At 66.8% G+C, this 13203-nt stretch carries 11 protein-coding genes; 3 read left to right on the top strand and 8 right to left on the bottom strand.

Translation table 11 applies throughout. The features are described from left to right. Positions 1-52: 52 nt before the first annotated feature. The 4 genes from HWX31_RS21140 to HWX31_RS21125 form a co-directional block, all read right to left on the bottom strand. Positions 53-1072 (bottom strand): NAD(P)H-quinone oxidoreductase, encoded by a 1020-nt coding sequence (locus HWX31_RS21140; RefSeq protein WP_174965182.1) that lies wholly within the window; start codon positions 1070-1072, stop codon positions 53-55. A 126-nt stretch (positions 1073-1198) separates the two neighbouring features. Continuing rightward, positions 1199-3346, bottom strand: coding sequence for a polyribonucleotide nucleotidyltransferase (gene pnp / locus HWX31_RS21135; RefSeq protein ID WP_174965181.1), 2148 nt, complete (start codon positions 3344-3346; stop codon positions 1199-1201). A gap of 291 nt (positions 3347-3637) precedes the next feature. Continuing rightward, complete coding sequence (gene rpsO, locus HWX31_RS21130; protein ID WP_006398792.1) at positions 3638-3907, bottom strand: 30S ribosomal protein S15; 270 nt, start codon at positions 3905-3907, stop codon at positions 3638-3640. A gap of 105 nt (positions 3908-4012) precedes the next feature. Further along, positions 4013-5272: a branched-chain amino acid ABC transporter substrate-binding protein gene (locus HWX31_RS21125; RefSeq protein WP_174965180.1), complete on the bottom strand. Its 1260-nt coding sequence runs from the start codon at positions 5270-5272 to the stop codon at positions 4013-4015. 174 nt (positions 5273-5446) lie between these two features. Between HWX31_RS21125 and HWX31_RS21120 the strand changes: the two genes are divergently transcribed. From HWX31_RS21120 to HWX31_RS21110, 3 genes are all read left to right on the top strand, one after another. Further along, positions 5447-5947 (top strand): hypothetical protein, encoded by a 501-nt coding sequence (locus HWX31_RS21120; protein WP_010091185.1) that lies wholly within the window; start codon positions 5447-5449, stop codon positions 5945-5947. Between the two features lie 380 nt (positions 5948-6327). Continuing rightward, on the top strand, positions 6328-6969 hold the full coding sequence (locus tag HWX31_RS21115) for a carbonic anhydrase (RefSeq protein ID WP_174965179.1): 642 nt from the start codon (positions 6328-6330) through the stop codon (positions 6967-6969). A 41-nt stretch (positions 6970-7010) separates the two neighbouring features. Then, entirely contained in the window at positions 7011-8561 is a 1551-nt protein-coding gene (locus HWX31_RS21110) for a SulP family inorganic anion transporter (RefSeq protein WP_174965178.1), read from the top strand. Positions 8562-8633: 72 nt separating this feature from the next. On the opposite strand, the gene HWX31_RS21105 is transcribed toward HWX31_RS21110, so the two are convergent. The 4 genes from HWX31_RS21105 to ilvC all read right to left on the bottom strand — a co-directional run bounded on the left by HWX31_RS21105 (position 8634) and on the right by ilvC (position 13164). After that, positions 8634-10178, bottom strand: a complete 1545-nt coding sequence (locus HWX31_RS21105; protein ID WP_174965177.1) for a 2-isopropylmalate synthase — start codon at positions 10176-10178, stop codon at positions 8634-8636. A gap of 304 nt (positions 10179-10482) precedes the next feature. Further along, on the bottom strand, positions 10483-11349 hold the full coding sequence (gene pssA / locus HWX31_RS21100; protein WP_010091179.1) for a CDP-diacylglycerol--serine O-phosphatidyltransferase: 867 nt from the start codon (positions 11347-11349) through the stop codon (positions 10483-10485). A gap of 15 nt (positions 11350-11364) precedes the next feature. Further along, the gene (locus tag HWX31_RS21095) at positions 11365-12009 is read right to left on the bottom strand and encodes a phosphatidylserine decarboxylase (protein ID WP_042585925.1); all 645 of its coding nucleotides are present in this window, start codon (positions 12007-12009) and stop codon (positions 11365-11367) included. Between the two features lie 138 nt (positions 12010-12147). After that, a complete protein-coding gene (ilvC, locus tag HWX31_RS21090; protein WP_042585926.1) occupies positions 12148-13164 on the bottom strand; it encodes a ketol-acid reductoisomerase in 1017 nt (338 codons plus the stop codon). Positions 13165-13203 lie beyond the last annotated feature (39 nt).

Genomic DNA, 13203 nt, shown 5'->3' with positions numbered 1-13203 from the left:
GCGCATGTCAAGCGCGGCCGGCCGGTGTGACCGGCGAGGCGCGGCCGGCCGGTCAGCTGTTCGCACCCCAATCGAGCATGATCTTGCCGATATGCTCGCCGCTTTCCATCAGCGCATGCGCCTGCGCAGCCTCCGCGGCCGGCAGCACGCGGTAGATCACCGGCTTGATGCGACCCTCGCCGAACAACGGCCACACACGCGCCTTCAGTTGCGCGGCGATGCGCGCCTTGAACTCCACCGGACGCGGACGCAGCGTCGAGCCCGTCACCGTCAGCCGGCGGCGCAGGATCTCGTTCAGATTGATCTCGGCCTTCGCGCCGCCGAGCAGCGCGATCAGCACGAGGCGGCCGCCATCCGCGAGCGCGGACAGCTCGCGCGGCACGTACGCGCCCGCGACCATGTCGAGAATCACGTCGACGCCGCGATCATGCGTCAGCGATTTCACGACCTCGACGAAATCCTCGGTCTTGTAGTTGATCGCGCGCTCCGCACCGAGCGCTTCGCACGCACGGCACTTGTCGGCATTGCCCGCCGTTGCGAACACGCGGAAACCGAGCGCGTGCGCGAGCTGAATCGCCGTCACGCCGATGCCGCTCGAGCCGCCCTGCACGAGCAGCGTCTCCTGCTCGCCGCCCTCGCCCGCGCCGAGCAGCGCGCGGTCGAACACGTTGCTCCACACCGTGAAGTACGTCTCCGGCAGCGATGCGGCCTCGATGTCCGTCAGGCCATCCGGCACCGGCAGGCACTGCGGCAGCGGCGCCACCGCATATTCGGCATAGCCGCCGCCCGCCAGCAACGCGCACACGCGATCGCCGAGCTTCAGGCCGAACGGATTGAGCGCGGAATCGGACAGATCGCCGCCGACGATCTCGCCCGCGACCTCGAGGCCCGGCAGATCCGGCGCGCCCGGCGGCGGCGCATACGCGCCCTTGCGCTGGAACACGTCCGGACGGTTGACGCCGGAGGCCGCCACCTTGATCAGCACTTCGCCGCGCTGCGGCTCGGGGCGCGGACGCTCGGCGAGCTTCAGGACGTCGGGGGCGCCGAATTCGGTGATTTCGATGGCTTTCATGAGCTTTGCTCCGGGATCGGGATCGGATTGCGCGTCTGCTACGCGCGTCCACTGCGCGCGCCCCGATCCTACAGAAAAAACGGCCGGCGCGCTTTCGCGCAGCCGGCCGTTCGTACGCCCGTCCGCTTACTGCTGCGGCGGCGTATCCGTGTGCGACGCTGCCGCCGCTTCGTTCAGGAGCGCCTTCGCCGACAGGCGCACGCGACCCTTCTCGTCCGTCTGGATCACCTTGACCTTGACCTGCTGACCTTCCTTCAGGTAGTCGTTGATGTCCTTCACGCGCTCGTTGACGATTTCCGAGATGTGCAGCAGGCCGTCCTTGCCCGGCAGCAGGTTCACGATCGCGCCGAAATCGAGCAGCTTCAGCACCGTGCCTTCGTACACCTGGCCGACTTCGATCTCGGCCGTGATGTTCTCGATGCGCTTCTTCGCCTCAGCCATGCCTTCGCTGTTCGTGCTCGCGATCGTCACGACGCCGTCGTCCGAGATGTCGATCGTCGTGCCGGTTTCCTCGGTCAGCGCACGGATCACCGAACCGCCCTTGCCGATCACGTCGCGGATCTTTTCCGGGTTGATCTTGATCGTGATCATGCGCGGTGCGAATTCCGACAGCTGCGTGTTCGCGCCGGAGACCGCCGCCGTCATCTTGCCGAGGATGTGCATGCGGCCTTCCTTCGCCTGCGCGAGCGCGACCTGCATGATTTCCTTCGTGATGCCCTGGATCTTGATGTCCATCTGCAGCGCGGTCACGCCTTGCTCGGTGCCCGCGACCTTGAAGTCCATGTCGCCGAGGTGATCTTCGTCGCCGAGGATATCGGTCAGCACCGCGAACTTGTTGCCTTCGAGGATCAGGCCCATCGCGATGCCCGCGACGTGCGCCTTCATCGGCACGCCGGCGTCCATCAGCGCGAGGCAGCCGCCGCACACCGACGCCATCGACGACGAACCGTTCGACTCGGTGATTTCCGACACGACGCGGATCGAGTAGCCGAATTCATCGGCGCTCGGCAGGCACTTGACCAGCGCACGCTTCGCGAGGCGGCCGTGGCCGATTTCGCGGCGCTTCGGCGAGCCGACGCGGCCCGTTTCGCCGGTCGCGAACGGGGGCATGTTGTAGTGGAGCATGAAGCGCTCGCGGTATTCGCCTTCGAGCGCGTCGATGATCTGCTCGTCACCCTTGGTGCCGAGCGTCGCGACGACGAGCGCCTGCGTTTCGCCGCGCGTGAACAGCGCCGAGCCGTGGGTGCGCGGCAGCACGCCGGTGCGGATCTCGATCGGGCGCACGGTGCGCGTGTCGCGGCCGTCGATGCGCGGCTCGCCGTTCAGGATCTGCGAACGGACGATCTTCGCCTCGATGTCGAACAGCACGTTGCCGACGGTGGCCTTGTCGGCCGCGACCGTACCGGCCGCCAGCGCGTCTTCCTCGAGCTTTGCCGAGGTCGCCGCGTAGACTTCCTTCAGCTTCGTCGAGCGCGCCTGCTTGTCGCGGAGCTGGTAAGCGGCGAGCAGGTCGTTCTGCGCCAGCTCGGTCACGCGTGCGATCAGCGCCTCGTTCTTCGGCGCCGGCTGCCAGTCCCACTCGGGCTTGCCGCCGTCGCGCACGAGGTCGTGGATCGCGTCGATCGCGATCTGCATCTGCTCGTGGCCGAACACCACGGCGCCCAGCATCACGTCTTCCGACAGCTGGTCGGCTTCCGACTCGACCATCAGCACCGCGCGTTCCGTACCCGCGACGACGAGGTCGAGGCTCGACGCCTTGATCTGGTCACGCGTCGGGTTCAGCACGTAGGCGTTGTCGATGTACGCGACGCGCGCGGCACCGACCGGGCCGTTGAACGGCAGGCCCGACACGGCGAGCGCCGCCGATGCGCCGATCAGCGCGGGGATGTCCGCCGGGACTTCCGGGTTCACGGACAGCACATGGATCACGACCTGCACTTCGTTGTAGAAGCCTTCCGGGAACAGCGGGCGCAGCGGACGGTCGATCAGGCGCGACGTCAGCGTCTCGTGCTCCGACGGACGGCCTTCGCGGCGGAAGAAGCCGCCCGGGATCTTGCCGGCCGAGTAGGTCTTTTCGATGTAGTCGACGGTCAGCGGGAAGAAATCCTGGCCCGGCTTCGCCGACTTCGCGCCGACGACGGTCGCGAGCACGACGGTGTCTTCGACGTCGACGATCACGGCGCCGCTCGCCTGGCGGGCGATTTCACCGGTTTCGAGGCGCACCTTGTGCTGGCCCCACTGGAATTCCTTCACGACCTTGTTGAACATGGACATGGTTGCTCCTTTGGATTCGTTCATAACATTCGCCGCGCCGGCGGACCGTTGCGGCGGCGTCCCGGCCGATTCACCCGGAGCAAGGTGTGTTTTTTATGCCATTCCAGCGCGGCACGCATGCAGCGCCGCGCTGGAATGACACAAATCCCGCCCCCGGTATCGGCCGTTCGGGCAGCCCGGCGCCAGACGGCCGGACAACCCGCGGTGCGCGCGACGCTACGCACCGCGCAAAAACAAAATGCCTGCATCAGCGCACTGACACAGGCATCTTGATGACGGCAATCGCGCCGATTACTTACGCAGACCCAGCTTCTCGATCAGTGCGCGGTAACGGTCGGCATCCTTGCCCTTGAGGTAGTCGAGCAGCTTGCGGCGGCGGCTCACCATGCGCAGCAGGCCGCGGCGGCTGTGGTGATCCTTCGCGTGGGTCTTGAAGTGACCCGTCAGTTCCACGATGCGTGCGGTCAGCAGTGCGACCTGCACTTCGGGCGAACCCGTGTCATTGGTGCCACGTGCGAACTGAGCAACGACTTCCGACTTCTTGATATCTGCGACAGACATTTGATTTCCTTTCTAACGAACAGGCGGACACGGAAGAATGGCCGTGCCGTGATTTACAACCGGCCCGCATTCTAGCACAACTCCGCAACGATCCGAACCGCTTTGTCACGGACGCGTCATCGTGCACGTCGACGGCGCATCCGCCTGCGGCGGCGGGACCGCCAGCACGGTGCGAAACCCGTAGCCCGAACCCTCGTTGTCGAACCGCACGCCCGGCGTGCCGGCCTTGTCCATCTCCATCACGTAAAGGGGCTGGGTCAGCTGGTGATCCTGTGCGCGCATTCGCGACGCGTGGAAGCCGTTATCGAACGACAGGCCCTCGAGCGCACGCGCGACCGCCACCGGATCGGCCGAGCCGGCCCGGTTCATGGCCGCCGCCACCATCTCGATCATCAGGCTCATCCGCAGCACCGGGTAATCGTCCTGCGCGGCCGGGAAGCGGGTCCGGAACGCGCGGTAGAACGCGTCGGATTTCTCGCCGCCCGCGTTCGGGTGCCAGTCGGCAACCGCCACGACCCGCCCGACGCCCGCATCGCCGAGCGCCGCCGGTGCGCCCAGGCTGTTGCCGTAGAACGTGTAGAACTTCGCGTTCAGGCCCTGCTCGCGCGCAGCCTTGACGAGCAGCGTCAGGTCGTTGCCCCAGTTGCCGGTCACGACGGCGTCCGCGCCGCTCGCGCGGATCTTCGCGACGTACGGCGCGAAATCCTTGATGCGCCCGATCGGATGGAATTCGTCACCGGCCACCGCCACGTCCGGCCGCCGCGCGGCCAGCGCCTGGCGCGCGAGCGTGCTGACGTCATGTCCGAAGCTGTAGTCCTGGTTCAGCAGGTAGACCTTGCGCAGCGCGCGATCGCGCGCCATCACGTCGGCGAGCGCCGCCATCCGCATCCCCGCGTGCGCGTCGAAGCGGAAGTGCCAGAAGCTGCAGCGCGCCCCCGTCAGCGCCGGGTCGTCGGCCGAGTAATTGAGGAACAGCATCCGGGCGTCCGGGTTGCGGGCGTTCTGCTTGTCGAGCGCCGCGACCAGCGCGGCCGCGACCGCCGAGCTGTTGCCTTGCGCGACGAAGCCGACGCGCCGGTCCGCCGCCGCGCGCAGTTGCACCAGCGCCTCTTCCGGGCTGCCCTTGCTGTCGAGCACGACGAGTTCGAGCGGATGCGCGCCGTCGCGCAGCTTCACGCCGCCGGCCGCGTTGACCCGCTCGACGCCGAACCGCAGGTTGCGCTCGACCGCGGCGCCCGCGTTCGCGAACGGGCCGGACATGCCCTCGATCAGCGCGATGCGCACCGGCTCGCCGCCCGCGAACGCCGACGACGCCAGCACCCAGCCCGCGCTCCATGCGAGCGCGCAACGCTTCCATATCTGCATCGGCCTGCCTGCCCCCGAATCCGCGTGAGAAGCGCGGATCATAGGCCCGGGCGCCCCGCGCGGGCAAGCGAGCGCGCGCTTGCGCGATCCCGCACCGAATTTTTCCGGGCCGCGCGCCGGAATGCGCGGTCCGTGATACAACATGCGTATTCCCCCTGATTCTTGGAGAAACACATGCGTATTCGTGTCCCGGTGCTGCTCGCCTGCGTGGCGGCGCTGTTCGCCGGTTGCGCACAGCCATGGCAGCAATATCAGGCCGGCCAGGACCAGTCGGCGATCGTCGCGCGCATGGGCCCGCCGCGCGAAATCTACGACCTGCCCGGCGGCGGCAAGCGCCTGATGTGGCCGACCCAGCCGATGGGCGAGATCACGGTCGCGGCCGACGTCGACGGGTCCGGCAAGATCGTCAACGTTCGACAGGTGCTGCAGCCGAACGAGTTCTACCGCGCGGAAATCGGCAAGTGGACCAAGACCGACGTCCTCGTCAATTTCGGCCGTCCGGTCGAGACGTCCTACTTTCCGCTGATGAAGCGCGAGGCATGGACCTACCGCTACCTCGAGGACAACGTCTGGTACATGATGTACAGCTTCTATTTCGACAGCCAGGGCATCCTGCGGCTCACGCAGAAAACCCCCGATCCGCTGCACGATCCCGATCGCCGCAATCTTTTCTGAACGCGCGGCGCGATTCCAGCGTATTTCCGCAATGGCCATTCACGAATTATTGCGTGAATGGCCTTTCTTTTTTACCGTCGCCCTATTTAATCTCAAAATAGAGCGGCAATCCTTTCCGGGCCAATGAAATTCAATAACCATTAACCGGAATCCCCCGCCAGACATACCTCTTAGAGAAATCGCGTCGGCGATGCATGAATGCTTCAAGCTGGTGCAGCTCATGCACTACCTCGATTTAATTTGAAACAATTTGTTTCATTGCCCCCTTGATCTAGGGCATACCCCTAATATCGGCCGAAATTGAACCTTTCAGTTAAGAAAGCATCCTAATTCGTCCGTTTCGATGGATTTTCATTTGCTTTCATCAAAAAGGAGTCCTCATGAATCGCCCCAAGAGCATGCTGGTTGCCAACATCGCCTGGGCCCGCGAAACGCGCGAACGCACGCCCGGCTTCTTCGACGCGCTCGCGCGCGGCCAGAATCCGCGCGTGCTGTGGATCGGCTGCTCGGACAGCCGCGTGCCGGCCGAGACCATCACGCATTGCGCGCCCGGCGACCTGTTCGTCCACCGCAACATCGCGAACCTGTTCCAGCCCGATGACGACAACAGCGCGAGCGTGCTCGAGTACGCGGTGCGCGCGCTCGAGGTCGATCACGTGATCGTCTGCGGGCACTACGGCTGCGGCGGCGTGCGCGCGTCGCTGCTGCCGCCGCCCGCCGACCTGCCGCACGTCGCGCGCCGCATCGCGCCGCTGTGTGCGCTCGCGCACCGCCATCGCGGCGCGCTCGCCGGGCTCGACGACACGGCCGCCGCCGACCGCCTGGCCGAGCTGAACGTGCTCGATCAGGTCCGTCAGCTGCGCGCATCGCCGATCGTGCGCGACCGCGAACGGCCGCCGCTCGTGCACGGCTGGATCTTTTCGCTCGCCGACGGCCGCCTCAAGGAACTGGATTCCGGCTACGCGACGCCGCCGGCGGACGCCTTGCCCGTGCCGGCGACGCCCGCACCGGCGCTCGGCTGAACCTCATCCCGACCCACACGCCAACGAAACCGCCCCCGACCATGAAACTGAACGAGCGTCTGTCCCTGCTGCCGCGCGACATCATCGCCGGCATCGTCGTCTTCCTCGTCGCGCTGCCGCTGTGTCTCGGCATCGCCAATGCGTCCGGCGTCGAGCCGTTCGCCGGACTCGTGTCCGGCATCGTCGGCGGACTCGTCGTCGCGCTCCTGAGCGGCTCGTCGCTGTCCGTCAGCGGCCCCGCCGCCGGGCTCGTCGTGATCGTCGTCGAAGGCATCGCGCAACTCGGCAGCTTCCCGGCGTTCCTGCTCGCCGTGCTGCTGTCCGGCATCCTGCAGTTCGGCTTCGGCATGCTGCGCGCCGGCCGCTTCGCGGCCTACGTGCCGTCCCCCGTCATCAAGGGCATGCTGGCGGCGATCGGGCTGCTGCTGATCGTCAAGCAGATCCCGTTCGCGCTCGGCATCGGCGGCAGTGCCGCGCAACCGCTCTCCGCGCTGCCCGGCCTGAGCGCCGCGTGGATCGCGGCGGCGATCGCGCTGGCGTCGCTCGCGCTGCTGGTCGCGTGGGAGCGGCCCGCGCTGCGCCGTTTCGCGATCGTGCGCGCGGTGCCGGCGCCGCTCGCGGTCGTCGCGCTCGGCATCGGCGCGACGCTCGTGCTCGGCGCGCTGGCGCCCGCGCTCGCGCCCGGCGCCGCGCACCGGGTCGCGCTGCCCGAGCTCGCGTCGTTTGCGGCGTTCGCCGCCTCGCTCAAGCATGCGGAACTCGGCCCCAATTTCGCGCAGCTGGTCAATCCGGACGTCTGGCGGGTCGCGATCACGCTGGCGATCGTCGCCAGCCTCGAAACGCTGCTGAGCCTCGAAGCGGTCGAGCAGATCGATCCGAAGCGCCGGCAGACCCAGCCGGACCGCGAACTGAAGGCGCAAGGCGTCGGCAATCTCGTCGCCGGCGCGATGGGCGGGCTGCCGATCACGTCGGTGATCGTGCGCAGCTCGGTCAACGTCAACGCGGGCGCGCAAAGCCGGCTGTCGGCGATCGTGCACGGCGTGCTGCTGCTCGTCAGCGTGTTCGCGCTCACGGGCCTCATCAACCTGATCCCGCTCGCGAGCCTCGCGGCGATCCTGATCCACACCGGCTTCAAGCTCGCCAAGCCGGCACTGTTCCGCTCGGTCGCGAAACAGGGCCCGGCCGCGTTCGCGCCGTTCGTCGCGACGATCGCCGGCGTGCTCGCCGTCGACCTGCTGTTCGGCATCGCACTCGGCCTCGCGTGCAGCGTCCTCACGGTCGCCGTCGCGAACCTGAAGAGCCCGGTCACGCTTGCGCAGCATGACGACCACTTCCTGCTGTCGTTCCGCAAGGACGTGTCATTTCTCGGCAAGGTGCAGGTCAAGCACCACCTGCGGCACATTCCGGACCGCGCGGCGGTGATCATCGACGCGACGCGCGCCGACTACATCGACCACGACGTGCTCGAACTGCTCGACGCGTTCATCGCCGACGCGCCGCGGCGCGGGATCGCGGTCGAATTCCGCCGGCCGTGCCCGCCGCCTCGCGCCGCCGCGCGGCGCTGGCAATTCCGCTCGCCCGCTGCGGAGTGAGCGGGCGCGGAATGAAAAAAACGCCCCGGCGGCGTGGAGCCGCACGGGGCGTTTCGATGACGTGCGACGCGCTTACGAGCGCTGCGGATTCACCTTGTCGTCCTTCGCGTGCAGTTTGTTCAGGGCCGAAATGTAGGCCTTCGCGGACGCCGCGACGATATCCGGATCGGTGCCGACGCCGTTGACGATCCGCCCGCTCTTCGACAGGCGCACCGTCACTTCGCCCTGCGCCTGCGTGCCGGTCGTGATGGCGTTGACCGAATACAGCAGCAACTCGGACCCGCTGCCCACTTCGCCCTCGATCGCGTTGAACGTCGCGTCGACCGGGCCGTTGCCGCGCGCCTCGCCGGTCACCTCCTTGCCGTCGACCGCGAACACGACCTTCGCGTGCGGCTGCTCGCCCGTCTCGGAATGCTGCGCGAGCGACACGAACTTGAAGTGCTCCTGCTCGGCCGCCTGCGCGGCTTCCTCGGACACGATCGCGATGATGTCCTCGTCGAAGATTTCCGCCTTGCGGTCGGCCAGATCCTTGAAGCGCATGAACGCGGCGTTCAGGTCCGCTTCGCTGTCGAGCGCGATGCCGAGCTCCTGCAGGCGCTGCTTGAACGCGTTGCGGCCCGACAGCTTGCCGAGCACGATCTTGTTGGCGGTCCAGCCCACGTCTTCCGCACGCATGATCTCGTACGTATCGCGCGCCTTCAGCACGCCGTCCTGGTGGATGCCGGACGCGTGCGCGAACGCGTTCGCGCCGACCACCGCCTTGTTCGGCTGTACGACGAAGCCGGTGATCTGCGACACGAGCTTCGAGGTCGGCACGATCTGCGTCGTGTCGATGCCGACGTCGAGGCCGAAATAGTCCTTGCGGGTCTTCACGGCCATCACGATTTCCTCGAGCGACGTGTTGCCCGCGCGCTCGCCGAGACCGTTGATCGTGCATTCGACCTGGCGCGCGCCGCCGATCTTCACGCCGGCGAGCGAGTTCGCCACCGCCATCCCGAGGTCGTTGTGGCAGTGCACCGAGAAGATCGCCTTGTCCGAGTTCGGGATGCGCTCGCGCAGCGTCTTCACGAGGTTGCCGTACAGTTCCGGCACGCCGTAGCCAACCGTGTCGGCGATGTTGATCGTCGTCGCGCCCTCGGCGATCACGGCTTCCAGCACGCGGCAGAGGAAGTCCATGTCCGAGCGGCTGCCGTCTTCCGGCGAGAATTCGACGTTGTCGGTGAACTTGCGCGCGAAGCGCACCGCGAGGCGCGCCTGCTCGAACACCTGGTCCGGCGTCATGCGCAGCTTCTTTTCCATGTGCAGCGGCGACGTCGCGATGAACGTGTGGATCCGGTAGCTGTTCGCCGGCTTCAGCGCGTCGGCCGCGCGCTGGATGTCCTTGTCGTTCGCCCGCGCCAGCGAGCAGATCGTGCTGTCCTTCACGAGGCCCGCGATCGTGTGGATCGCGTCGAAGTCGCCGTTCGAGCTGGCGGCGAAGCCGGCCTCGATCACGTCGACCTTCATCCGTTCGAGATGCTTCGCGATCCGGATCTTCTCTTCCTTCGTCATCGACGCGCCGGGCGACTGTTCACCGTCACGCAACGTCGTATCGAAAATGATCAGCTTGTCTGTCATGGGGGGCTCCAAGGCTCTTTGTTCGGGGGTACAACGAGATGGATTCGCGCCACCGCTGGCGACGCTGAACGACAGACGAGCCTGGACGGGGGGCGAAAACGGTCAGCGCGGCAGGCGCGCTAGCGCTAGCGCGCGTAGCGGCGCACCGGCTAGAAGGAGGGAGAGGCGGGAAAATGCAGTCATGCCGACGACTATAGCGGCATTCCGCAGACCGCGCAATCGGACGACGCCCGAAGCGCGGGTGGAAAAAGGGGCGCATAAAAAAACGGCGGCCGCAGGCCGCCGTTTCGGAACATGTCGCGCGTCAATGCTCGCGCTGCGACGAGCGCGCCGGATTCGGACGTCCGCGCACCGCCATGTAGGCCCAGAACGCGTAGCCGGACAGCCCGTACAGCACGAACAGGCAGAACAGCATCAGCGGCGGATCGGACGACACCAGCACGAACGCGACGACGACCAGCAGGGTCGCCGCGAACGGCACGCGGTGGCGCACGTCGAGCGCCTTGCCGCTGTAGAACGGCGCGTTCGACACCATCGTCACGCCTGCATAGATGGTCAGCACGAACGCGACCCACGGCAGCCAGCCGAGCTTCATCGGCACGCGGTTGTCGGTCGCGAGCCACACGAAGCCGGCGATCAGCGCCGCGGCGGCCGGGCTCGGCAGCCCCTGGAAGAAGCGCTTGTCGACCACCCCGATGTTCGCGTTGAAGCGCGCGAGGCGCAGCGCGGCGCCCGAGCAGTAGACGAACGCGGCGAGCCAGCCCCAGCGGCCGAGGTCCTTCAGCACCCATTCGTACATCACGAGCGCCGGCGCGACGCCGAACGACACCATGTCGGACAGGCTGTCGAACTGCTCGCCGAACGCGCTCTGCGTATGCGTCATGCGCGCGACCCGCCCGTCCATCCCGTCGAGCACCATCGCCGCGAAGATCGCGATCGCGGCGATCTCGAAGCGCACGTTCATCGCCTGCACCACCGCGAAGAACCCGCAGAACAGCGCGGCCGTGGTGAACGCGTTCGGCAGCAGGTAGATGCCGCGCGTCTTCAGGAACTGCTGGCGTTTCGCGCGGCGGCTCTCGACGATCGGCGCCGGGTCGGGCGCGACCGACTTGTTGCGGCGGAACGGCCGCAGGGTGCCATTGCGCGGCCGGCGCGGTTTGAATGCGGCCATCGTGCGCCCCGCCGCTTACTGTTCCAGCTCGGCGAGGATCGTCGACGACGCGTAGACCTTCTCGCCGATCGACACCTTCGCGCGGCTGCCGAGCGGCAGGTACACGTCGACGCGCGAACCGAAGCGGATGAAGCCGTAGCGCTGGCCGCGCGACAGCGGCTCGCCGGCGCGCACGTAGCACAGGATGCGGCGCGCGACGAGGCCCGCGATCTGCACCGCGGTAACGGTCTTGCCGCTCGCCGTCTGGATCACGACCGCATTGCGCTCGTTCTCGGTCGACGCCTTGTCGATCGCCGCGTTCAGGAACGCGCCCGGGAAGTACTCGACCTTGGTCACCGCGCCGTCCACCGGCGAACGCTGCGAGTGGACGTTGAAGACATTCATGAACACGCTGATCTTCAGCGCTTCGCGGTTCGCATACGGATCCTGCGCGGTCTCGACCGCGACGATGCGGCCGTCGGCCGGACACAGCACCGCGTTCGGCTGCGCCGGGATCGGGCGCTGCGGGTCGCGGAAGAACTGGACGACGAAGACGAGCAGCAGCCAGAACGGCCACGCGAAGCCGAAGCCCCCGACGGCATGGATCAACAGCGCGATGACGGCTGCAATCGCGATGAACGGCCAGCCTTCGCGCGCGATGATCGGATGAGGATAGTTCATGGATTCGTTCTGTGTTCGGTGAATTGCAAAGCCCGTAGGATAGCAAAAGCCGCCCGGGGCACTGCTGCCTTCGGGCGGCTTTTTGCTACCGACCCTCCTCTCGAAGGGCCGGAACAGCGCGTGTTGCTCAGTCCGCGCTTAGTTCTTCGACTGGTCGACGAGCTTGTTCTTCGCGATCCACGGCATCATCGCGCGCAGCTTCGCGCCGACCTGCTCGATCTGGTGCTCGGCCGTCAGGCGGCGGCGCGACTGCAGCGTCGGTGCGCCGGCCTTGTTCTCGAGAATGAAGCTCTTCGCGTATTCGCCGGTCTGGATGTCGGTCAGGCACTGCTTCATCGCCTTCTTCGTCTCTTCCGTCACGACGCGCGGGCCCGTCACGTACTCGCCGTATTCGGCGTTGTTCGAGATCGAGTAGTTCATGTTCGCGATGCCGCCTTCGTAGATCAGGTCGACGATCAGCTTCAGCTCGTGCAGGCACTCGAAGTACGCCATTTCCGGCGCGTAGCCCGCTTCGACCAGCGTCTCGAAGCCGGCCTTGATCAGCTCGACGGTGCCGCCGCACAGCACGGCCTGCTCGCCGAACAGGTCGGTTTCGGTCTCTTCACGGAAGTTCGTCTCGATGATGCCCGCACGGCCGCCGCCGTTCGCCGCTGCGTACGACAGCGCGATGTCGCGCGCCGCGCCCGACTTGTTCTGCGCAACCGCGATCAGGTGCGGCACGCCGCCGCCCTGCGAGTACGTGCCGCGCACCGTGTGGCCCGGCGCCTTCGGCGCGATCATGATCACGTCGAGGTCCGCGCGCGGGATCACCTGGCCGTAGTGGACGTTGAAGCCGTGCGCGAATGCGAGCGCCGCGCCTTCCTTGATGTTCGCGTGCACTTCCTTCGCGTACACGTCGGCGATCTGCTCGTCCGGCAGCAGCATCATCACGACGTCGGCGCCCTTCACGGCTTCCGCGACTTCCTTGACCGCGAGGCCGGCGTTCTCGGCCTTGCTCCACGACGCGCCGCCGCGGCGCAAACCGACCGTCACGTTCACGCCGCTGTCCTTCAGGTTCAGCGCGTGGGCGTGGCCTTGCGAGCCGTAGCCGATGATCGTGACTTGCTTGCCCTTGATGAGGGAGAGGTCGGCGTCTTTGTCGTAGAAAACGTTCATGATGGTTCCTTCGCTAATTCAAAAATTCAACAATTCGTT

Origin of the sequence: Burkholderia ubonensis (assembly GCF_902833085.1) — a bacterium.
In the GTDB taxonomy this organism is placed as follows: domain Bacteria; phylum Pseudomonadota; class Gammaproteobacteria; order Burkholderiales; family Burkholderiaceae; genus Burkholderia; species Burkholderia ubonensis.
The sequence above is the reverse complement of the archived record's forward strand: the minus strand, read 5'-3'. Positions and strand labels throughout refer to the sequence as shown.